20 protein-coding genes are annotated in these 20,938 nt (G+C 61.4%); 7 read left to right on the top strand and 13 right to left on the bottom strand.

Annotation, left to right across the window (positions count from 1 at the left end; all coding sequences use genetic code 11):
* Window positions 1–19: 19 nt before the first annotated feature.
* The 4 genes from ahcY (at window position 20) to rhlE2 (ending at window position 5,494) form a co-directional block, all read left to right on the top strand.
* A complete protein-coding gene (gene ahcY / locus AC1UK9_RS26355; RefSeq protein ID WP_007959684.1) occupies window positions 20–1,429 on the top strand; it encodes an adenosylhomocysteinase in 1,410 nt (469 codons plus the stop codon).
* A gap of 159 nt (window positions 1,430–1,588) precedes the next feature.
* Window positions 1,589–2,434 carry a methylenetetrahydrofolate reductase [NAD(P)H] gene (metF, locus tag AC1UK9_RS26360; protein ID WP_025109177.1) on the top strand — a complete coding sequence of 282 codons (846 nt, stop codon included), beginning with the start codon at window positions 1,589–1,591 and terminating at the stop codon, window positions 2,432–2,434.
* Between the two features lie 156 nt (window positions 2,435–2,590).
* Window positions 2,591–3,403 (top strand): substrate-binding periplasmic protein, encoded by an 813-nt coding sequence (locus tag AC1UK9_RS26365; RefSeq protein ID WP_482578775.1) that lies wholly within the window; start codon window positions 2,591–2,593, stop codon window positions 3,401–3,403.
* Between the two features lie 222 nt (window positions 3,404–3,625).
* Entirely contained in the window at window positions 3,626–5,494 is a 1,869-nt protein-coding gene (gene rhlE2 / locus AC1UK9_RS26370) for an RNA helicase RhlE2 (protein ID WP_473013813.1), read from the top strand.
* Between the two features lie 250 nt (window positions 5,495–5,744).
* Here rhlE2 and AC1UK9_RS26375 read toward each other — a convergent pair whose 3' ends face one another.
* The 3 genes from AC1UK9_RS26375 to AC1UK9_RS26385 form a co-directional block, all read right to left on the bottom strand.
* Entirely contained in the window at window positions 5,745–6,338 is a 594-nt protein-coding gene (locus tag AC1UK9_RS26375; protein ID WP_473013814.1) for a YceI family protein, read from the bottom strand.
* A 31-nt stretch (window positions 6,339–6,369) separates the two neighbouring features.
* Window positions 6,370–6,921: a cytochrome b gene (locus AC1UK9_RS26380; RefSeq protein ID WP_025109173.1), complete on the bottom strand. Its 552-nt coding sequence runs from the start codon at window positions 6,919–6,921 to the stop codon at window positions 6,370–6,372.
* Between the two features lie 309 nt (window positions 6,922–7,230).
* Window positions 7,231–9,018 (bottom strand): flavin monoamine oxidase family protein, encoded by a 1,788-nt coding sequence (locus AC1UK9_RS26385; protein WP_025109172.1) that lies wholly within the window; start codon window positions 9,016–9,018, stop codon window positions 7,231–7,233.
* Between the two features lie 223 nt (window positions 9,019–9,241).
* Here AC1UK9_RS26385 and AC1UK9_RS26390 point away from each other — a divergent pair, with 223 nt between their 5' ends.
* Together AC1UK9_RS26390 and AC1UK9_RS26395 are read left to right on the top strand one after the other, a co-directional pair.
* Window positions 9,242–10,648 (top strand): adenosylmethionine--8-amino-7-oxononanoate transaminase, encoded by a 1,407-nt coding sequence (locus AC1UK9_RS26390; protein WP_482578776.1) that lies wholly within the window; start codon window positions 9,242–9,244, stop codon window positions 10,646–10,648.
* 153 nt (window positions 10,649–10,801) lie between these two features.
* On the top strand, window positions 10,802–11,521 hold the full coding sequence (locus tag AC1UK9_RS26395; RefSeq protein WP_025109170.1) for a 16S rRNA (uracil(1498)-N(3))-methyltransferase: 720 nt from the start codon (window positions 10,802–10,804) through the stop codon (window positions 11,519–11,521).
* A gap of 286 nt (window positions 11,522–11,807) precedes the next feature.
* Here AC1UK9_RS26395 and trhA read toward each other — a convergent pair whose 3' ends face one another.
* Window positions 11,808–12,425 carry a PAQR family membrane homeostasis protein TrhA gene (gene trhA, locus AC1UK9_RS26400; RefSeq protein WP_025109169.1) on the bottom strand — a complete coding sequence of 206 codons (618 nt, stop codon included), beginning with the start codon at window positions 12,423–12,425 and terminating at the stop codon, window positions 11,808–11,810.
* A gap of 142 nt (window positions 12,426–12,567) precedes the next feature.
* Here trhA and AC1UK9_RS26405 point away from each other — a divergent pair, with 142 nt between their 5' ends.
* Complete coding sequence (locus AC1UK9_RS26405; protein ID WP_473013817.1) at window positions 12,568–13,482, top strand: LysR family transcriptional regulator; 915 nt, start codon at window positions 12,568–12,570, stop codon at window positions 13,480–13,482.
* Between the two features lie 105 nt (window positions 13,483–13,587).
* Here AC1UK9_RS26405 and madM read toward each other — a convergent pair whose 3' ends face one another.
* From madM to mdcA, 9 genes are all read right to left on the bottom strand, one after another.
* Window positions 13,588–14,352: a malonate transporter subunit MadM gene (gene madM, locus AC1UK9_RS26410; protein ID WP_473013818.1), complete on the bottom strand. Its 765-nt coding sequence runs from the start codon at window positions 14,350–14,352 to the stop codon at window positions 13,588–13,590.
* A 5-nt stretch (window positions 14,353–14,357) separates the two neighbouring features.
* Window positions 14,358–14,750, bottom strand: a complete 393-nt coding sequence (gene madL, locus AC1UK9_RS26415; RefSeq protein ID WP_482578777.1) for a malonate transporter subunit MadL — start codon at window positions 14,748–14,750, stop codon at window positions 14,358–14,360.
* A 66-nt stretch (window positions 14,751–14,816) separates the two neighbouring features.
* Entirely contained in the window at window positions 14,817–15,737 is a 921-nt protein-coding gene (gene mdcH, locus AC1UK9_RS26420; RefSeq protein WP_482578778.1) for a malonate decarboxylase subunit epsilon, read from the bottom strand.
* Window positions 15,734–16,354, bottom strand: a complete 621-nt coding sequence (locus tag AC1UK9_RS26425) for a malonate decarboxylase holo-ACP synthase (protein ID WP_482580528.1) — start codon at window positions 16,352–16,354, stop codon at window positions 15,734–15,736. Before AC1UK9_RS26425 ends, mdcH begins: the two co-directional genes overlap by 4 nt.
* Complete coding sequence (gene mdcE, locus AC1UK9_RS26430) at window positions 16,348–17,133, bottom strand: biotin-independent malonate decarboxylase subunit gamma (protein ID WP_482578779.1); 786 nt, start codon at window positions 17,131–17,133, stop codon at window positions 16,348–16,350. The genes AC1UK9_RS26425 and mdcE overlap by 7 nt, the downstream gene beginning before the upstream one ends.
* Window positions 17,130–17,981, bottom strand: coding sequence for a biotin-independent malonate decarboxylase subunit beta (locus AC1UK9_RS26435; RefSeq protein WP_473013822.1), 852 nt, complete (start codon window positions 17,979–17,981; stop codon window positions 17,130–17,132). Before AC1UK9_RS26435 ends, mdcE begins: the two co-directional genes overlap by 4 nt.
* A complete protein-coding gene (locus tag AC1UK9_RS26440; RefSeq protein WP_007913697.1) occupies window positions 17,974–18,273 on the bottom strand; it encodes a malonate decarboxylase subunit delta in 300 nt (99 codons plus the stop codon). Before AC1UK9_RS26440 ends, AC1UK9_RS26435 begins: the two co-directional genes overlap by 8 nt.
* Window positions 18,273–19,145, bottom strand: a complete 873-nt coding sequence (locus tag AC1UK9_RS26445; protein ID WP_482578780.1) for a triphosphoribosyl-dephospho-CoA synthase — start codon at window positions 19,143–19,145, stop codon at window positions 18,273–18,275. The genes AC1UK9_RS26440 and AC1UK9_RS26445 overlap by 1 nt, the downstream gene beginning before the upstream one ends.
* Complete coding sequence (gene mdcA, locus AC1UK9_RS26450; RefSeq protein WP_482578781.1) at window positions 19,145–20,815, bottom strand: malonate decarboxylase subunit alpha; 1,671 nt, start codon at window positions 20,813–20,815, stop codon at window positions 19,145–19,147. The genes AC1UK9_RS26445 and mdcA overlap by 1 nt, the downstream gene beginning before the upstream one ends.
* Window positions 20,816–20,938 lie beyond the last annotated feature (123 nt).

Raw genomic sequence — 20,938 nt, forward strand, 5'->3', positions numbered from 1 at the left:
TTACGAATGGAGGCTCTTCATGAGCGCTGTTATCACGCCTGCCGATTTTAACGATTACAAAGTTGCCGACATGTCCCTGGCTGCCTGGGGCCGTCGCGAAACCATCATCGCCGAATCGGAAATGCCGGCCCTGATGGGTCTGCGCCGCAAGTACGCTTCCGAGCAGCCGCTCAAGGGCGCGAAAATCCTCGGCTGCATCCACATGACCATTCAGACTGCCGTGCTGATCGAAACCCTGGTTGCCCTGGGTGCCGAAGTACGCTGGTCGTCCTGCAACATTTTCTCCACCCAGGATCAGGCTGCTGCGTCCATCGCCGCTGCCGGCATCCCGGTTTTCGCCTGGAAAGGCGAGACTGAAGAAGAGTACGAGTGGTGCCTGGAGCAGACCATCCTGAAAGATGGCCAGCCATGGGACGCCAACATGATCCTCGACGACGGCGGCGACCTGACTCAGCTGCTGCACGACAAGTACCCTCAGGTGCTGGATCGCGTTCACGGCGTGACCGAAGAAACCACCACCGGCGTACACCGCCTGCTGGACATGCTGGCCAAGGGCGAGCTGAAGATCCCGGCCATCAACGTCAACGACTCGGTAACCAAGTCCAAGAACGACAACAAGTACGGCTGCCGTCACAGCCTGAACGATGCGATCAAGCGCGGTACCGACCACCTGCTGTCCGGCAAGCAAGCGCTGGTCATCGGTTACGGTGACGTGGGCAAGGGTTCGGCCCAGTCCCTGCGTCAGGAAGGCATGATCGTCAAAGTCTCCGAAGTCGACCCGATCTGCGCCATGCAAGCCTGCATGGACGGTTTCGAACTGGTTTCGCCGTTCATCGACGGCATCAACGACGGCACCGAAGCCAGCATCGACAAAGCGCTGCTGGGCAAGATCGACCTGATCGTGACCACCACCGGTAACGTCAACGTTTGCGACGCCAACATGCTCAAAGCGCTGAAGAAGCGTGCTGTTGTCTGCAACATTGGTCACTTCGACAACGAAATCGACACCGCATTCATGCGCAAGAACTGGGCATGGGAAGAAGTGAAGCCACAGGTACACAAGATCCACCGTACCGGCCCGGGCGCATTCGACGCGCAGAACGACGACTACCTGATCCTGCTGGCCGAAGGCCGTCTGGTGAACCTGGGCAACGCCACCGGTCACCCGAGCCGCATCATGGACGGTTCGTTCGCCAACCAGGTTCTGGCACAGATCTTCCTGTTCGGCCAGAAGTACGCCGACCTGTCGCCAGCCCAGAAAGCCGAGCGCCTGACCGTTGAAGTACTGCCGAAGAAACTCGACGAAGAAGTGGCCCTGGAAATGGTTCGCGGCTTCGGCGGCGTGGTCACTCAACTGACCAAGCAACAGGCTGACTACATCGGCGTGACCGTCGAAGGCCCGTTCAAGCCGCACGCTTACCGCTACTAACAGGCGCTGACTGCTCGCTATCCCTGTGGGAGCGAGCCTGCTCGCGAAGGCGGCTTAACATTCAACATCCGTGTTGTCTGTCCCAGCGCTTTCGCGAGCAGGCTCGCTCCCACATGGGATTGCAGCGCCTCGAAGGTTCTTGTTTCCAAGGGTATGACCATGTCCCAAGACCGTCGCTACAGCTTCGAGTTCTTCCCGACCAAGACCGATGCTGGGCATGAAAAACTGCTCGCCACTGCCCGTCAGCTGGCCACTTACAACCCCGACTTCTTTTCCTGCACCTATGGCGCTGGTGGTTCGACCCGTGATCGCACCCTCAACACCGTTCTGCAACTGGAAAGCGAAGTCAAAGTACCGGCCGCACCGCACCTGTCGTGCGTCGGCGACAGCAAGGACGACCTGCGCGGCCTGCTGAACGAATACAAGGCAGCCGGTATCAAGCGCATCGTTGCGCTGCGCGGCGACCTGCCGTCCGGCATGGGCATGACCAGCGGCGAGCTGCGTCACGCCAATGAACTGGTGGAATTCATTCGTGAAGAAACCGGTGATCATTTCCACATCGAAGTCGCCGCTTACCCGGAGATGCATCCGCAAGCGCGCAACTACGAAGACGATCTCGCCAACTTCGTGCGCAAGGCTCGCGCCGGCGCCGACAGCGCAATCACCCAGTACTTCTTCAACGCCGACAGCTACTTCTACTTCGTCGAACGTTTGCAGGCGCTGGGCGTGGATATTCCGGTCGTGCCGGGGATCATGCCGATCACCAACTACAGCAAGCTGGCGCGTTTCTCCGATGCCTGCGGTGCGGAAATTCCGCGCTGGATCCGCAAGCAACTGGAAGCCTACGGCGACGACAGCCAAAGCATTCAGCGCTTTGGCGAGCAGGTCGTCAGCGAAATGTGCGAACGCCTGCTGCAGGGTGGCGCACCGGGGCTGCACTTCTATTCCATGAACCAGGCCGAACCGAGCCTGGCGATCTGGAACAACCTGAAGCTGCCGCGCTAAGCAACACCCGGGCAAGACCTGAAGATCGCAACTTTTGACAGTTTTCCGGCTCTGCGGAGTCTGTCAGAGGCTGCGATCTTTTGCTTTTAACGCCCGAAACAGAGCTTGTACAGCCACTTTCTGGCTCTTTCGCGTTTCTCGTCGTAATCTCAAGCCATGCCTTTGATCGCGCAGTTATTCACGGTGCTGGTTTTTGCTTGCCTGAGCTTTGCTGCTCGGGGCGAGAAGTTGCGTATTGTCACCGAGCCGTGGGCGCCTTATGTCTACGAAGAGGGCGGTAAAAACCTCGGGCTGGACTACGAAACCACGGCCATCGTGTTCAAGCGCCTGGGAATCGAGGTCGAATGGCAGTTCCTGCCGTGGAAGCGCTGCCTGTCGATGCTCGACACCGGCCAGGCTGACGGCGCTCTGGACATCTTTCACAGCGACGAGCGCGACGCCACTCTGCTCTACCCCATCGAACCGTTGTCGGACGTCGAGTTCGTGATGTTCTACGCCAACGACCGGCCACACCCGTTCCGCCAGCTCGAAGACCTCAAAGGCCTGACCATCGGCACCTCGCCGGGGTATCTGTACAGTCCGGATTTCAGGGAATCGACGTTGTTCACCCGTGAACCGGCGCCGACGCACGAAGCCAATTTCGGCAAACTGCTGCGCGGACGCATCGACTTGCTGATCACCGATCGCCGCGTCGGTCAGCACTTGCTCGATCAGTTGAATATCCGCGACCAGATCACCGAAAACCCCACCATCATTAGCCGCCAGAGCCAATATCTGGCGGTTCGCCGCAATGCCGGGATGGATCTGCTGGTGCAGCGTTTCGGCGCCGAACTCAAGCGTTTCAAGCGCGAACCGGCCTACGCCGAGCTCAGCGCACGTTACGGCGCAGCGCCGGCTGGCACCGCGCCGCTGGGCAATGCCTCGGCCGACAGCAAAACCGTTGAGCAGCAGGAAAGCAGCGCGCAGTGATTGCTCTGTTATACTCCGGCGTTCCCGCCAGGCTCACGCCCGGACGCCCGGAACCGTAACAGGCCTCTAGACCCGCTACAGCGCAGCTTTTCAGCCCGCGCGAGCGCTCCTGACGTGCCTTCGAGACCGCAGCAGGACCGGACGGGGTCGCGTCCTCTTAAACGCGATTCGCGCCAGGCAAGACTCCCATTGGGCCAAGCCCTAACTAAAACAGGATTACTCATGTCCTTTGCTTCCCTCGGTCTCTCCGAGGCTTTAGTCCGTGCCATCGAAGATGCGGGCTATACCGAGCCTACTCCGGTGCAACAGCGGGCCATTCCCGCCGTGTTGCAAGGTCGCGACCTGATGGTTGCGGCACAGACAGGTACCGGTAAAACCGGCGGTTTCGCCCTTCCGATCCTGGAGCGGTTGTTCCCCAACGGTCACCCGGACAAATCCCAGCGTCATGGCCCGCGCCAACCGCGCGTACTGGTCCTGACCCCGACCCGCGAACTCGCGGCCCAGGTTCACGAGAGCTTCAAGATCTACGCCCGTGACCTGAAATTCGTCAGCGCCTGCATCTTCGGCGGCGTCGGCATGAACCCACAGGTTCAGGCCATGTCCCGTGGTGTTGACGTGCTCGTTGCCTGCCCGGGTCGTTTGCTCGACCTCTGCGGCCAGGGCAGCGTTGACCTGTCCCACGTCGAAATCCTCGTCCTCGACGAAGCCGACCGCATGCTCGACATGGGTTTCGTGCACGACGTGAAGAAAGTCCTCGCGCGTCTGCCGGCCAAGCGTCAGAACCTGCTGTTCTCGGCGACCTTCTCCAAAGACATCACTGATCTTGCCGGCAAACTGCTGCACAACCCGGAACGTATCGAAGTGACGCCGCCGAACACCACGGTCGAGCGCATCGAGCAACGCGTGTTCCGTCTGCCGGCCAGCCACAAGCGCGCCCTGCTGGCGCACTTGATCACCGCAGGCGCCTGGGAACAGGTGCTGGTGTTTACCCGCACCAAGCACGGCGCCAACCGTCTGGCCGAGTACCTGGACAAACACGGCCTGCCGGCTGTGGCGATCCACGGTAACAAGAGCCAGAACGCGCGCACCAAAGCCTTGGCCGACTTCAAGGCCGGTGAAGTGCGCATCCTGGTAGCAACCGATATCGCCGCCCGTGGTCTGGACATCGACCAGTTGCCACACGTGGTCAACTTCGAACTGCCGAACGTCGATGAAGACTACGTGCACCGTATCGGCCGTACAGGCCGCGCCGGTCGTTCGGGCGAGGCAATCTCGCTGGTTGCCCCGGACGAAGAAAAACTGCTGAAAAGCATCGAACGCATGACCAAGCAGAAAATCGCCGACGGCGACCTGATGGGCTTCGATGCCAGCACCATCGAGGCCGAGAAGCCTGAAGTGCGTGAGCGTCCGGACATGCGCAACCCGCGCAACTCCCGTGGCCCGCGTGGTGACGGCCCGAATGGCGGCGGCGGTGGCGGCGGTCGTAAAGACAAAGGCAAAGACAAGGGCAAGGAAAAACCGGCCGGTGAACGCGGCGAGCGCCCTGCCCGTCAGCAGAAACCACGTGAAGGCACCCCGGCCCGCGAACAGCGTCAGCCGTCGCAGCCGCCACGCGCCGCCGCTGATCGCGCCCCGGACGAGTTCCTCGACGACGATATCGATAACTTCGGTAACCGCGTTGACTACGTGCCGAAAGCTGCCCCGGCCGGTGGCCGTGGTCGCCGTCCAGGCGCGCCAGCTCAGGGCGCAGGTTCGGGCGCACCCCGTGGCGGTCAGCCGCAGGGTCGCCAGAACGGTCCGCGCAACAGCAACGGTTCGAGCACCGGCACCCCGCCGGCCAAACGCAACGGCCCACGCAATGGTGCTCCGCGTGACGGCCAGGGCCGTCGCGACGAGTCCTCGCGCAACCGCCGCCCGGCTCGCGACGATCAGCCACGCGCCGAACCGGCCGTGCAGAATCCGCGCAGCAGTGGGCCAAAGATCATGCACAAGGAGTCCAAGGCTGACCGCTTCCCGACACCTGAGCAGCTCGATCAACTGCCGACCCGCCCGCGCGGCGAAAAACCAGCCTTGCTGACCCGCAATCGCTGAGTTATCGCAGCCATGAAAAATGCCCCGACTCGAAAGAGCCGGGGCATTTTTTATGCACAACACACACCTTCCCCTGTGGGAGCGGGCTTGCTCGCGAATGCGCCAGATCAGCCAACATCCCTTTCAATGACACACCGTATTCGCGAGCAAGCCCGCTCCCACAGGGGTTTTGTGGTGATGTGGGCTTTGAGTACACAAAAAAAACGCCCCCGGCCTTGCGACCGGGGGCGTTTTTGCATGACGGCGAAAATTACTTCGCTTTCACACCTTCAAACGAGATGTACAGGTCGACGTTGTTGGATGCCGGGCCCAGATCCATCATCTTGCCGAAATCCTGGCGATTGATGCTGGTGGTGCCTTCGAAGCCGGCACGGTAGCCGCCCCATGGATCCTTGCCTTCACCCAGGAACACAGCCTTGACCACGATCGGCTTGGTCACGCCGTGCAGGGTCAGGTCACCGGTCACGTCAGCAGTGTCTTTGCCAGCAGCGTTCTTGCCGGTGGATTTGACGCTGGTCGAGACGAACTTGGCGTCAGCGTATTTGCCCACGTCCAGGAAGTCTTTGCTGGCGATGTGCTTGTCGCGCTCGGCGTGGTTGGTGAACACGCTGGCGGTTTTCACGTTGAATTCGATTTTGCTGTCTTCAGGCTTGGCAGCGTCAAAGCTGAACTTGCCGTCGATGTCCTTGAAGGTACCGGTGATGTAGCTGTAGCCCAAGTGGCTGATCTTGAAGTCGACGAAAGCGTGCTGGCCTTCCTTGTCGACGGTGTAATCAGCAGCCATTACGTTCGCGGACAGTACGGCCGAACCGATTGCCAGAGCGGCCAGAGTCTTTTTCAACATGCTTTCTTTTCCTTTGAGTCGAGGTTGAATTTCAGGCTTTGCGACCGAGCATTCGCGTCAGGGTCGCATCACGATCGATAAAGTGGTGCTTCAATGCTGCCAACGCATGGAGACCGGAAAAAATTACCAGCGCCCACGCCAGCCAGAGATGAATCACCCCAGCGGTATCTGCCTGATCCGGTAGCCCGGAGACCAGTGCAGGAACTTCAAACAGGCCAAACACCGGGATCCCGACACCGTCTGCGGTGGAAATCAGGTAACCGGCAATCATCACAGCGAACAGCGCGAGATACAGAAACCCGTGGCCGAACTTCGCGCCGATACGGGTCATCCGGCTGTAGCTTTGCAGTGTTGGCGGCGGTGGGCTGATAAAGCGCCAGAGCACCCGCAACACCATCACACCCAACAACACCAGACCGATGCTCTTGTGCAGATCCGGCGCGTCTTTGCGCCAGCTGCTGTAGTAATCCAGCCCCACCATCCACAGACCCAGTGCAAACAGCCCGAAGACTGCCAGCGCCACGCCCCAGTGCATGAAGATGCTGACCCAACCATAGCGTGAAGAAGAGTTACGTAGCTGCATTGCCCAAATCCTGTGAGAACTGCGAACCAAGACTAGCGAGTTATCTATCGAATTAAAGCGGAAAATTTTGCTTTGAAATATCGAGAAATACGATCAAGAGTCTTGAGCATAGTGGTTAAGGAAAGATTAACGGGGAAAGTGCGGTGCAGAATGCTGCGTACAGATCCGGAGTTTGTATTGCCGGAACCGGCCTCTTCGCGAGCAAGCCCGCTCCCACAGGGGGTACGCATTCCAACTGTGCGAGCCTGGTTTGGCAGGCAATAAAAAAGCGCGGCATGAAAGCCGCGCTTTTTCGTTCACCGCAAAGACTTACTGCGCTTTGCTGTCGGTGCTTGCCGCCGGTGCCGGAGTTGCTGCCGGTTTAGCCGCTGGCTTCTTCGCCGGTTCGGCTTTTTTCGCCGCAGGCTTGGCCGGGGCTTTTTTCGCCTCGGTTTTGGCCGCAGGCTTCTTCGCCGCAGGCTTGGCCGCCGCTTTCTTCGCCGGCTCGGCTTTCACCGGGGCCGCTGGCTTCGGTGCTTCCACCGGAGCTGGCGCAGGGGCTGGAGCCGGTGCAGGCGCTGGTGCCACTGGCGCTGGAGCGGGCTCAGGTGCCTTTACTGGCTCTGGTTTTTTCTCATCATCCGAGCCACCGAACAGGTTGCTGAAGAAGTTGCCCTTCTTCGCCGCCACGGCACCCGCCGCGCCTGCCGCTGCTGCAGCCGGAACCACTTTGACCGGTTCAAACGACTTGCCGGCTGCCAGGTCTTCTACCTGACTGGCCGCACGCTGGCCGGTGCGCAGTGCGCCTTCCAGTGTGCCCGGGTACAAGGTGTCGGTGTGTTCGCCAGCGAAGGTCACGCGTTGCAGCGGACGCTCCCACAGACGCCAGAACTTGCTGATCTGGCCAGGGCCGTAAGCCAGGTAAGCGCCGCCCATCGACGGGTCGGTGCTGTAGCGGCGGATTTCATAACCGGTGAACGAGCCACGGGCCTGTGGATAAAACGCGTGCAGACGGATCAGCACCTGATCGACCATCTGCTTGTCGCCGAACGCCTGCATCACCCGAGCGTTGTCGCCGGACAGGTTGATGACGACGTTGGCGCCGCCCTTGAGGGCTGGTTCGATCCAGAGCATGCCTAAACCTGCGTTGCTGTAGATCTCGCCGGACATGCGCGCCTTGCTTTCCCACACTGGCGTCTTGAACTTGAGCATGATCTGGTCACGCCAGCCGTAGTTGGTGCCCTTGATCGCGGCCAGATGCTGAGCGTCCAGCGCTGGCGTCAGCGCAATCTTGTTCAGTGCACGCAACGGCACCGCCAGCACCACGTAATCAGCCTGATAACCCACACTGCCGACCTTGACGGTCACGCCGTCCTTGTCCTGAGTGATGGCCGAAACCGGCGAGTTGGTCTTGATGGTCTTGATCTGCTTGACGAAGGCCTGGGCCAGCACCTGGCTGCCGCCCACCAGACGCGAGGCACGCAGATCACGGTCAGCGACGCCGCGATACACGCGGTTCTGCTGGGCGAAATACAGCAGCGACAGGCGCGAAGGCTCGTCGTAGTGAGTGCGGATGTCCTGGTTGATCAGCTGACGTGCAGTGGCCGGCAGGTTCTGCTTGTCGAGCCAGCTCGACACGTTGATCTGATCCAGCGCATGCAGGGTGTTGGTCGCGGCCGGGTTTTGCGGATCGTCGATCGAGCGCGCCAGATCGTCGAGGGTTTTCTGGTAGCGCTTCAACGCATCGGCGGTGGCCGGCTGCTTCGTCGCCAGATCGGCTGCAGAGAAATACTCGCCGTCGATCAGATAACCCGGTGTGCGCACGAACTCAGGGGCCGGCGTGGTGCTCAGCTTGAAGGTCGAGACGTACTTGTTCAGCACCGGCTGGGTCTTGTCGTTGCCGATCCACTCGCTGGTGGCCATGCCGGAACGACCACCCAGGCTCGGTTTGGCTTCCAGCAGCGTGACCTGCCAGCCCTTGTTCTGCAGTTCGTAAGCCGCGGTCAGGCCCGACAGGCCGCCGCCGATCACGATTGCGGTTTTATCCTTGGCCAGCGCCGTAACGCTGAACAGCCCCAACATCACCAGCGCACAGGCGCGCAGCCAACCGACAGACATTCAGCGAACTCCGGAAATACACGTAGGAAAAAGCAGTTTTGCGGGCCAGACGACCCAAAGAACCGCGAAGAATACGTCAGCCATCAAAACGCCGCCAGCGACGTCTATCGCCCCATACAAAGTAGCTCAATCGACGCAATGGGTTGTCCCGGCGCGATGCATTGCATAGGCTTGCGCGATTGTTTGCCCGCGCCTGACGCGAGCCGCCTCGAGGAGACTGTAAATGGGCCTGAATAACCAGTGGATGCAACGCGACCTCGCCGTGCTGTGGCATCCCTGCACCCAGATGAAAGACCACGAACAGCTGCCGCTGATCCCGATCAAACGCGGTGAAGGCGTGTGGCTCGAAGACTTCGAAGGCAAACGCTACCTCGACGCCGTCAGCTCCTGGTGGGTCAACGTGTTCGGCCACGCCAACCCGCGCATCAACCAGCGCATCAAGGATCAGGTCGATCAACTGGAGCACGTGATTCTGGCCGGATTCAGCCATCAGCCGGTGATCGAACTGTCCGAACGTCTGGTGAAGATGACGCCGCAAGGCCTGAACCGGGTGTTCTACGCCGATAACGGTTCGTCCTGCATCGAAGTCGCGCTGAAAATGAGCTTTCACTACTGGCTCAATCGCGGCCAGCCGAACAAAAAGCGCTTTGTCACCCTGACCAACAGCTACCACGGCGAAACCATGGCAGCGATGGCCGTCGGCGATGTGCCGCTGTTCACCGAAACCTACAAAGCCCTGCTGATGGACACCATCAAGGTGCCGAGCCCCGATTGCTACGGGCGTCCCGAAGGCATGAGCTGGGAAGAACATTCGCGCAACATGTTCGCGGCCATGGAGCAGACTCTGGCCGAAAATCATGACAGCGTCGCGGCAGTCATCGTCGAGCCGTTGATTCAGGGCGCCGGCGGTATGCGCATGTACCACCCGGTGTACCTCAAGCTGCTGCGCGAATCCTGCGACCGTTATGGCGTGCACCTGATCCTCGACGAAATCGCCGTCGGCTTCGGCCGCACCGGGACGATGTTCGCCTGCGAACAGGCCGGCATCCGCCCGGACTTCCTCTGCCTGTCGAAAGCGTTGACCGGCGGCTACCTGCCGCTGGCGGCGTGCCTGACGACCGACGAGGTCTACAGCGCGTTCTACGACGACTACCCGACCCTGCGCGCCTTCCTGCATTCGCACAGCTACACCGGCAACCCGCTGGCGTGCGCGGCGGCACTGGCGACGCTGGATATCTTCGAGCAGGACAACGTCATCGAGAACAACAAGGCCCTGGCCCAGCGCATGGCCTCGGCCACCGCGCATCTGATCGATCACCCGAACGTGTCGGAAGTGCGCCAGACCGGCATGGTCCTGGCGATCGAGATGGTCAAGGATAAGGCCACCAAAGAGGCCTACCCCTGGCAGGAACGGCGCGGCCTGAAGGTGTTCCAGCATGCGCTGGAGCGCGGCGCGTTGCTGCGGCCGCTGGGCAGCGTGGTGTATTTCCTGCCGCCGTACGTGATCACCCCGGAGCAAATCGACTTCCTCGCCGAAGTGGCCAGCGAAGGCATCGACATCGCTACGCGTGACAGCGTGAGCGTGGTAGTGCCGAAGGATTTCCATCCCGGTTTCCGCGATCCGGGCTGATTCGGCTTACTTGAGATTTGCGGTGTCTGGACTGGCGCCTTCGCGAGCAGGCTCGCTCCCACAGGGGAATGCATTTCAAATGTGGGAGCGAGCCTGCTCGCGAATGAAGTCGACACCAATCCAATTGATTCACATCTTTCCAGAGACCCCGAAATGAGACTGTCCCGCTTCTTTATCGACGCGCCCCTGAGCACCGGCGAACACGAACTGCCGGAAGCCCAGGCGCATTACATCAGCCGCGTGCTGCGCATGGCCGAGGGCGATGCGGTGCAGTTGTTTGACGGCTCCGGCCATGAGTTTCGGGGCGCCCTGCTGGAAGTTGGCAAGAAGCGCGTGACCGTACAGATCGACGAGCAATTCGCCGGTCAGGTCGAATCGCCGCTGCATATCCACCTCGGCCAGGGACTGTCCCGGGGCGAGCGCATGGACTGGGCGATTCAGAAAGCCACCGAGCTGGGCGTGAATGAAATCACCCCGATCTTCAGCGACCGCTGCGAAGTCCGGCTCAAGGATGAGCGCGCCGACAAACGCCTGCTGCACTGGCGTCAGGTGGCGATCAGTGCCTGTGAGCAGTGCGGGCGCTCGCGAGTGCCGGTGATTCATCCGCCAGTGTTGTTGGCTGACTGGATCAAGCAGACCGAAGCTGAGTTGAAACTGGTGCTGCATCCGGTGGCGGAGCCGTTGGTGAGTCACGCCAAGCCTTCGAGCCTGGCCTTCCTCATCGGCCCGGAAGGCGGGTTGTCCGACGCCGAAGTCGAGCAGGCCAAGGGCAGCGGTTTCCACGCGGCGCGCCTTGGCCCACGTGTATTGCGTACCGAGACGGCACCGGTGGTCGCATTGGCGGTGGCCCAGCAACTTTGGGGTGATTTCTAGGGCCTCTTCGCAAGCAAGCCCGCTCCCACAACAGATCTCCAGTGAACACACATTTTGTGAACACAGAAAATTCACTGTGGGAGGGGGCTTGCATTGGCGGTGGCCCAGCAACTTTGGGGTGATTTCTAGGGCCTCTTCGCGAGCAAGCCCGCTCCCACAATAGATCTCCAGTGAACACACATTTTGTGAACACAGAAGATTCACTGTGGGAGGGGGCTTGCTCCCGAATGCGGTATGTCATTCAACAAAGATGTCAGCAGCAAGCCCCCTCCCACCAGCATTGCATTCACAGGACATAAAACAGAATCGCCACAAAGTGCAGCAAACTCCCGGCAATCACAAACAGGTGCCAGATCCCGTGCGCATGCCGCAACCGGTGATCAAGGGCAAAAAAGATGATCCCCACGGTGTACAACACACCGCCCGACGCCAGCCAGGCAAACCCGGTCGTGCCCAGCGCCGCGATCAACGGCTTGACCGCCACCAGCACGATCCAGCCCATCACCGCGTAAATCACGATCGACAGAATTCGCGCCTCCGAGCGTGGCTTGATCTCTTGCAGGATGCCGATCAACGCCAGCCCCCAGACAATGCCGAACAGCGTCCAGCCCCACGGCCCGCGCAGCGTCACCAGACAGAACGGCGTGTAACTGCCGGCAATCAACAGGTAGATCGAAAAGTGATCAACCTTTTTCATGATTGCTTTTTTACGCCCGCGCACGCTGTGGTACACGGTCGAGGCGCTGTAGAGCACCAACAGAGTGAATGCGTAAATCGCCACGCTGACAATCTTCCACGGACTGCCGTCGAGACTGGCAATCACCAACATCCACACACCGCCGATAAACGCTGCCACCGCCCCGACCAGATGCGTCCAGGCGTTGAGTCTTTCCCCGTGATACATGTGTCGCTCACCTCATGATTCGTTACCGCAACGCGCAAGGCTCGGGCCTTGAGCGTAAAAGCGCAATGTTTCTGTTCAACGCGGGTCTGCACATGTCGTGGTAATTGGGCACAATCGGCCGATACCAAAAAGAGTCCGCGCCATGCTGATCGACGAAGAATTGACCCTGAAAAAACTCGAGGTGTTCCTCGCCTTCATGCGCACCGGCAATCTGGCGCGCGCCGCTGCCGAGTTACAGACCAGCAACGTCAGCGTGCATCGCGCCATTCATTCACTGGAAAGCGCCCTGCGCTGCCCGCTGTTCAAGCACGAAGGCCGCAACCTGACGCCGCTGGAAAGCGCTTATGTGCTGGAAGAGCGCGCACAGAAGCTGATCAATGATGTCGTCGAAAGCGTACGCCTGACCCGCGAAGCCGCCGGATTCTCTGCCGAACGCTTCAAGCTCGGCTCGCTGTATTCGCTGACGGTGAAGACCGTGCCGCAACTGATCATGGGCCTGAAGATACGCCGCAGCGAACTCAACATCGACCTGATCCTCGGCTCGAACATCGACCTGCTCTACAAGCTGAAAAACATGGAAGTCGACGCGATTCTGGTGTCGCTGGACGACAGCATCAACGACCCGGACTGCGAGCAGATCCCGCTGTTCTCCGATGACATCTTCCTCGCCACGCCGGCGGATTCCACGTTTGCCCAACGCACCGAAGTCGATCTGGCGCAGGTACGCGATGAAACGTTCATCACCTTGACCCAGGGCTTTGCAACGCATCAGGACGGTGTGCGGGTGTTCAAGCAGGCAGGGTTCGAGCCGAAAGTGGCGATGCAGGTGAACGACATCTTCACCCTGCTGAGCATGGTCAGTTCGGGCGTCGGTTACGCGTTACTGCCGGGGCGGATTGCGGCGGTGTACGAGAATCGGGTGAAGCTGATCCCGTTGCAGGAGAAGTACCGGTTGCAGCAGCACATCGGCGTGGTGTTTCTGAAGGCCAAGGAGCGCGATCCGAACCTGCTGGCGTTGCTGGCGGAATGTCGGATGTATGCCAATCGCCAGGCCTGAGACCGCGTCGTCCCAATCGCGAGCAGGCTCGCTCCCACAGGGAAATGCATTCCAAGTGTGGGAGCGAGCCTGCTCGCGAAGGCGTCAGTCCAGACAGCAGATGGCTTAGCCCATCAACCCGCGCATCAGTAGAAACAACAGCGAAGGCCCGAGCAAACAACCCAACGCCGTATAGAACGCCGCCGTCAGGCAGCCATAGGGCACCAGTTTCGGATCGGTCGCCGCCAACCCGCCGGCCACGCCACTGGAGGTGCCCATCAAACCGCCAAAGATCACCGCACTGCGCGGGTTGTTCAGGCCGATCATCGGCGCCACGAACGGCGTCATCACCATCACCAGAATCGCTTTGATCAACCCCGCCGCAATCGACAGCGCCATCACCTCGGAACTCGCCCCAATCGCCGCGCCTGTCACCGGCCCGACGATGTAAGTCACCGCCCCTGCGCCAATGGTGGTCAGGCTCACTGCATCGGTGTAACCGAACGCCATCGCCACACCGACCCCGGCAACGAACGATGTGCCCACGCCGATAAACAATGCCAGCACCCCGACAAACCCGGCGCGCTTCAGCTCATCGACGCTGACGCCAAACGCCGTCGCAACAATCGCGAAGTCCCGCAGCATCGCGCCGCCGAGCAAACCGATGCCTGACAGCAGCGGAATATCCACCACGCCTTTCTGCCCGCCGGTCAGTGCACCGCCGACATACGACAGCACCAGTCCCAGCAAAATGGCGATGGCCGAGCCGTGCAGACGGCCCTTGGTGAAGGTGTTGGACATCCAGTAGGACACCCACATGGTCAGGCCGACAATCAGGAAACCGCTGATCAAACCGTAGCCGGTGATGACTTTCATCATTGATTCGTACATGGCGCTCACCCCGCAGTCTTGGCAGGTGTGATCGGCGCCGGTTCCTTGTTACCCAGGCGCACCAGCACCGGCACCAAGGCAAAGGCGATGACCACGGCAAGCGTTCCCGCGAGGATCGCCATCGGCCCGCCCTTCAGCGCACCGAAAACGTTTTGTTGCGCCGCCATGGCGACCACAATCGGAATGTAGATCGCACTCCAGAACTCGACGCCCTGCTCGGTCTTGCCTTTGAGCCAGCCGCTTTTGTTCAGGTAACTGCCCAACCCGATCAGCAGCAGCATCGCAATACCGACGCCGCCGACGTTGGCCGGCACGCCGATCAACTTGCCGAGCAGCTCACCGACCCAAATACCCACCAGCGTACAAAAGGCGAGAAACGCCACACCGTAAATAATCATTGTTGTAGTCCTCAAAGTGCATCGTCGAATGTTGTTTTTGTTGTTCGAAGCCTGAGTCGCGGCGGTTTATGGTCGGCGGCCACCCTCCTCGCGCAGCAGCGCCTGCAAGGTGTCGAGCCGCGCACTGTCGAAGGCAGTGACCGTGCCCTGTTCGAACACCCGGCGCGCCAGCCCGGTCAGTACGGCACCGGGTGGCAATTCGATGTGTAGACGCACGCCGCGCTCGTAGGCGCTTTGCACGGTGCCGCGCCAATCGACCACGCGGCACATGTTGAAGGCGAGATCGTCGCGCAACGCTTCTACTTTGGTCACAGGGCGCGCGCGACTGCCGCTCAGATAAGCCATCTGCGGCATTTTCAATTCGACGTTGGCGAAGGCTTTGGCAAGGGTTTGCGCCGGCTTTTCCAGCAGCGGACAGTGCGACGGCACACTCACCGCCAACCGTTTCGCCAGACCGGCGCCACGGCTGCGTGCCAGTTCGGCGACGGTTTGCATGGCCTCGTCACTGCCAGCAATCACCACTTGGTTATCGGCGTTGATGTTGGCCAGGTACACCGGCGCATCCTCGCTGTGCACCTGCGCCAGCAGCGTTTCGACGGTGGACAATTGCAGGCCGATGATCGCGGTCATGCCGTAGCCTTGTGGATAAGCCTGCTGCATCAACTCACCGCGCAGGCTCACCAGATGCAGTGCATCGCTGAAATTCAAGGCCCCGGCGACCACCGCTGCCGGATAAGCGCCGATGGACAGGCCAGCGACGTAGTCCGCCGTCAGTCCGTCCTGCAACAACTGCCGCGACGCAGCGACGCCGGCGATCAGCAGGCACAGCTGAACGGCCCGGGTGCTGCGCAACGCTTCGGGCGAATCGAGCAACGAGACATCTTCACCGAGCACATCACTGGCCTCGGTCAGCGTTGCTCCAGACAAGCGCTGGAGCATGCCCGCTTGCTGCGCGCCCTGGCCAGGGAACACCAACAGACTGCTCACGCTGCCTGCTCCTGCGGGTTCCACGGGTCAGCCACCAGACAAGCCTGATGAGCATTCTTCAGCAGCACGCGCGCCGAATCGCTGGCCCATTCGCGCAAAGCCACCGCACCGAACGGCGTCTGCAATTGCATGTCGACCCGGCACACCGCCTGATCGAAACGCTTGACCAGTTTGCGTGCCTGATTGCGCGTCAGCACTTGCGGCGTGCGCAGGATCAGATCGAGATCGCTGCGCTCGTGCATCGCTGCAAAACCACTGGCCAATTCAAACCCGACACTGCCGCTGACGCCCCAGACCCAACCGCAATCATCGAGCCACGGCCGCAGTTGTCCAAGCGCCTGCATCACCGGTAAATCACGCTCGCAATCGACCCGACAAAGCGCCTCGGGACTGACCCGACAGGCAATCGAATCGACCGGCATAAACGCCGCCAGCCGCTGCTCGCGCAACACTCCGCGCACGCCCACCGCCACCCGGCCTGCAGCGCTCACGGCGCGCCGCACCACCACCGGTTGCCCGGCTGCCAGCGACTCGACGGCCCACAGCGGCGCATCCGCCGGCAACTGCGCCGGCGTCATGCCCCAGAGCAGGTCGTGGGCCAGTGGCATGTTCACCACTGCGCCCTCAGCAGTTCGCACACGCGGCTGGATGCTTGGCGATTTTTCGCGCCGAGACGGTTGCTCAAGTCAGTGCTGGAGATATCGTCGATGGCTTGTTTCAGGCACTCGCTCACTCGCGCCAGATCCTCCGCTGACGGCTGCTCGATCTGCTGCACCGAGAGGGTTTCCCAGAGCAATCCGAGGCTGGCGTAGCTGTCGATGTCATAAGCCATCGGCGGCACGCTGGCCGCCAGCGCTTCCAGTTCCTCAACGCTGCGCAAGGTCACTCGCGCCGCCGACGCCTTGCCCATCGCGTGCACCATCACGCCGGGATCGCGCAGGGCAATCAAGCGGTTGGCCTGATAACCGTGAGCGAGAAACGCCCCGGACATCGCCTTGCCCACCAACAGCGCAATCACCGGGTGGCCGGCCAAGCGGGCGCGGGCATAACTGTCCGCCGCACCGGCCAAAGCCTGATGAATGCCGAGCGCTTCTTCGCGGCGGCCATAAGCCTGGCTCGGTACATCGACGATGGCGATGATCGGACGCTTCTGCGCTTTGTCGCGATCAGCGCTGATCGCGTCATCCACAGCCTTGGCCAAGCCCCAGCCTTCGAGCAGGCCGACTTCACCGTTACGAGCGCGTGGAAAGCGGTTGTCCGGGTCAGCGACCACGGCGATAAAACGCCCCAATTCACCGTCGGCCACCTTCAACGATGGCGGCAACCCTTTCACCGCAACAGCCCCCGCGCTCAGGGCATTGAACCAGTTCAAACCGCGCAATGAATAACCGCTCATGAGCGCTCTCCTTGATACAGATCGCGAACCACCGCCGGTTCGATTTGCTGGTCAGTGTTCAGACTGCCGAGGCGTTGAAGGAACCACTCGGCACGCTGACTGCGTGGTTGCGCCGGTAAACCTTGTTGCAGCAACTCGCCAACCTGCTGCCGAATCTTCTCCACATCATCGGCGACATAACGATCCACCAAGCCGCTAGCGAAACGCTGCTCGCCACCGGTCAGGCTCCAGATGAAGGGCCGGTCGCGCGAGTCGTATTCCTCGATCCCGGCTTCCTGCTCGATCACCTGCGGGCCGTTCAAGCCGAGGCGCGCTTCCCGGGTCACCAGCAAATAGCTGCACAGCGCGGCGGCAATCGACATGCCGCCGAAACAGCCGACGCTGCCCGCCACCACGCCCACCACCGGCTGGTACTGCTGCAAATCGACAATCGCCGCATGGATATCGGCAATCGCCGCCAGCCCGAGGTTGGCTTCCTGCAAGCGCACGCCACCGGTTTCCAGCAGCAACACGGCGCGGGTCGGGATGCCCTTGCGGTTGTCTTCAGCGGCCAGTTCCAGCGCACCGGCAATCTTCGCCCCGCCGACTTCGCCGAGGCTGCCACCTTGAAACGCGCCTTCAATCGCCGCGATCACCACCGGCAAACCATCGAGGCTGCCCTTGGCGATCACCACACCATCATCGGCTTGCGGCACCACGCCCTGGCGTTCAAGCCAGGGCGACATGACGCGCTGAAACGGGTCGAGCAATTCACGGAAGGTCCCGGCATCGAGCAAGGCTTTCGCCCGTTGCCGCGCACCGAGTTCGACGAAGCTGTGTTTGTGCAAAAGCGCCGCGCTGTCAGTCATGGCCGATCTCCTCGAAACCTTGTTCCAGCCGCAGCCGCACCACACCCGGCGTCGCACCGAAATCGTGAATATCGATGGCCATCGCCGGCGGCGTGGTGCCGTCGAACATCCGCGCAAACAGATGCTGCCAGCGCAGCTGTGCGCCGTTGACCGAGGTCTGCACATTGATCGTCAGCTTGCCGGCCAGCCCCGGTTCGATCAGCACTTCCAGATCACCCGAGCCGACACAACCGACCAGCGCGCGACCGCGTGGCGGCTGCCCGGCGGGGAATTCAAAGGATAAGGTTTCCATCAAAACGCTCCTTGAAGGATGCCGTCGCGCTCGATTCGGTCGAGCAGCAGCGTGGCGGCGAGCAAGTCGGCGGCGCCACCGGGCGAGGCATTCAATGCGATGAGTTGTTGATCGAGTTCGTGCAGGCGCCGACGCCCGCTGAGGCTGGCGCTGCCGCCGGCATCGAGCACCGCTTGCGCGCCGCTTTGCATGGCGTGCAGGCCTTGTTCACCTGCGCGGTAAAGTACGCAGGTGTCGGCGAGGTCAGTCATGATCGCGAGCAAGGCGTCGAGCCGGGCATTCTGTTCGCCGTGGCCGTTGGCGCGGCTGCGTTTGAGTTGTGGCAGGCCACGTTGCAGTACGGACGGGAAGCCGAGTTGCGCTTCCTCGCGGGCACCGCGTGCGCCATATCGGAGGGCGACCTGGGCGCCGTGGCTCAAGGGTTTTGGTGCATGACGATCATCCAGCAAGGCCAGACGTGCGGCGCGCAGGGAGACTGCATTGGCGCTGGACGATTGCGGCTCCAGTGCAGCGGCAGTGATCAAAAGCCCCAAGGCCCAGATTGCCCCGCGATGGGTGTTTACACCGTTAGTGGTCGCGAGCATCGCTTGCTCGCCTTCGCGACCGATGCGGCCAATCGCTTCGCGCAATGGCAAACCGACCTCGCCTGTCGTGCTGGCAGCTTCGGCCATTTCCTTGAACGCGGGCCACAACGACAACGCCGACGCGTGCATCAGGCCCAGGTGCAGATCGGTGTGCGCGCCGTTGCCACGACGGTCGACCAGCGCCGGTTTCGGCGACAGATCGGCTTCGTCGATCAGCGCATCCACCGCCAGATCCGCCAGGCGTTCGCTCAGGCTGAGGGGTTTCGCTTGCAGGTTGAGTGCGTGCATTACCAGCTCCTGAATTTGGCGGGCGGGTTGTACAGGCCGCCGGACCACTCGACCAGATCGGCCACACTTTTCGCCGCCAACAGTTCGCGGGTGGCGTCGGTGCGGCGGATGCCGAGGTCTTCGGGTAAGGCGATCAGGCCTTCGCGGCGCATGCGTTCGGTGTCTTTGGGGTTGTGGCGCAGGCCGATAGCGGTCACGCCCGCCACCGCGGCGATCATCGCCTGGCGCTCTTCCAGCGAGCGCGCCTTGTACAGGTAGGCGATGCCCTCTTCGGTGAGCAGGTGGGTGACGTCATCGCCGTAGATCATGATCGGCGCCAGCGGCATGCCGCTTTTCTTCGCCACTTCCACCGCGTCGAGGGTTTCGACGAAGGTCGGTTTGCCGCCCTCCTGGAAGGTCTCGACCATTTGCACCACGAGTTTCTTGCCGCGTTCGAGCATCGGTTGCTGCGAGTCATCGTGACGCATATCGAGCCACGCCGGGGTGCCGTGACGGCGGCCACGCGGGTCATGGCCCATGTTTGGCGCACCGCCGAAACCGGCGAGACGACCACGGGTCACGGTCGAGGAATGGCCGTCGCCATCGACCTGCAACGTCGCGCCGATAAACAGGTCCACCGCGTACTGCCCGGCCAGTTGGCAGAACATCCGGTTGGAACGCAGCGAGCCGTCACGGCCGGTGAAGAACACGTCCGGGCGCGCGGCGATGTAGTTTTCCATGCCCAGTTCGGTGCCGAAGCAATGCACGCTTTCGACCCAGCCACTTTCAATCGCCGGGATCAGTGTCGGGTGCGGGTTGAGCGTCCAGTTGCGGCAGATCTTGCCCTTGAGGCCGAGGGATTCGCCGTAGGTCGGCAGAATCAATTCGATGGCGGCGGTGTTGAAACCGATGCCGTGGTTGAGCGACTGCACGTTGTGTTTTTCGTAGATGCCACGGATCGCCATCATCGCCATCAACACGTGCACCGGTTTGATGTGCCTTGGGTCGCGGGTGAACAGCGGCTCGATGTAGAACGGCTTGTCGGCCACCACCACGAAATCGACCCACGATGCCGGGATATCCACGCGGGGCAGTTCGCTGACATCGTCGACCAATTGGTTGACCTGGACGATGACGATGCCATCGCTGAAGGCGGCCGGTTCGATCAGCGCCGGGGTGTCTTCGGTGCTCGGGCCGGTGTAGATGTTGCCGGCGCGGTCAGCCATGAACCCGGCCGAGAGCACGACGTTGGGGATCAGGTCCACCACCAGCCGTGCGTAGAGTTCGATGTAGGTATGAATCGCGCCGACTTCCAGCAGACCGTCTTCAAGCAGCTGGCTGATGCGCAGGCTCTGGGTGCCGGCAAAGGAGAAATCGAGCTTGCGGGCGATGCCGCGCTCGAACAGGTCGAGGTGCTCCGAGCGACCGACACTGGGCATGATCATGTGCAGATCGTGGAGCTTTTGCGGATCGGCTTTGGCCAGCGAGCGGGAAAGAAAATCCGCCTGCTTCTGGTTGTTGCCCTCCAGCACCACGCGGTCGCCGGGATGGATCAGCGCTTCGAGTGCGGCAACGATCTTGTCGGTGGGCAACACCACACCATCGGCCAGCCCGCGTACCTTGTCGAGGCGCCGCTGCTTCTCGTCACGCCGCCGCGTCCAGCGCGAGTCGGAGGAAATTGTTGTTGTCATGCTCACTCCACGGGGTTCGCTGTCGTGGAGCTACGTTAGGCGCGTGAAGGGTGGGCATCAATCAAGTGCGGCGATGAATCATTACGCTGAGCGTAACGTTCACTGCCGCATTCGCGAGCAAGC

The sequence above is a fragment of the Pseudomonas sp. AK-TSAG1-1 genome (assembly GCF_056821665.1).

Bases quoted from the DNA above. Each gene is read 5' to 3' on its own strand.
- ahcY (WP_007959684.1), top strand. From the start codon at position 20: ATGAGCGCTGTTATCACGCCTGCCGATTTTAACGATTACAAAGTTGCC.
- metF (WP_025109177.1), top strand. From the start codon at position 1,589: ATGTCCCAAGACCGTCGCTACAGCTTCGAGTTCTTCCCGACCAAGACC.
- AC1UK9_RS26365 (WP_482578775.1), top strand. From the start codon at position 2,591: ATGCCTTTGATCGCGCAGTTATTCACGGTGCTGGTTTTTGCTTGCCTG.
- rhlE2 (WP_473013813.1), top strand. From the start codon at position 3,626: ATGTCCTTTGCTTCCCTCGGTCTCTCCGAGGCTTTAGTCCGTGCCATC.
- AC1UK9_RS26375 (WP_473013814.1), bottom strand. From the start codon at position 6,338: ATGTTGAAAAAGACTCTGGCCGCTCTGGCAATCGGTTCGGCCGTACTG.
- AC1UK9_RS26380 (WP_025109173.1), bottom strand. From the start codon at position 6,921: ATGCAGCTACGTAACTCTTCTTCACGCTATGGTTGGGTCAGCATCTTC.
- AC1UK9_RS26385 (WP_025109172.1), bottom strand. From the start codon at position 9,018: ATGTCTGTCGGTTGGCTGCGCGCCTGTGCGCTGGTGATGTTGGGGCTG.
- AC1UK9_RS26390 (WP_482578776.1), top strand. From the start codon at position 9,242: ATGGGCCTGAATAACCAGTGGATGCAACGCGACCTCGCCGTGCTGTGG.
- AC1UK9_RS26395 (WP_025109170.1), top strand. From the start codon at position 10,802: ATGAGACTGTCCCGCTTCTTTATCGACGCGCCCCTGAGCACCGGCGAA.
- trhA (WP_025109169.1), bottom strand. From the start codon at position 12,425: ATGTATCACGGGGAAAGACTCAACGCCTGGACGCATCTGGTCGGGGCG.
- AC1UK9_RS26405 (WP_473013817.1), top strand. From the start codon at position 12,568: ATGCTGATCGACGAAGAATTGACCCTGAAAAAACTCGAGGTGTTCCTC.
- madM (WP_473013818.1), bottom strand. From the start codon at position 14,352: ATGTACGAATCAATGATGAAAGTCATCACCGGCTACGGTTTGATCAGC.
- madL (WP_482578777.1), bottom strand. From the start codon at position 14,750: ATGATTATTTACGGTGTGGCGTTTCTCGCCTTTTGTACGCTGGTGGGT.
- mdcE (WP_482578779.1), bottom strand. From the start codon at position 17,133: ATGAGCGGTTATTCATTGCGCGGTTTGAACTGGTTCAATGCCCTGAGC.
- AC1UK9_RS26435 (WP_473013822.1), bottom strand. From the start codon at position 17,981: ATGACTGACAGCGCGGCGCTTTTGCACAAACACAGCTTCGTCGAACTC.
- AC1UK9_RS26440 (WP_007913697.1), bottom strand. From the start codon at position 18,273: ATGGAAACCTTATCCTTTGAATTCCCCGCCGGGCAGCCGCCACGCGGT.
- AC1UK9_RS26445 (WP_482578780.1), bottom strand. From the start codon at position 19,145: ATGCACGCACTCAACCTGCAAGCGAAACCCCTCAGCCTGAGCGAACGC.
- mdcA (WP_482578781.1), bottom strand. From the start codon at position 20,815: ATGACAACAACAATTTCCTCCGACTCGCGCTGGACGCGGCGGCGTGAC.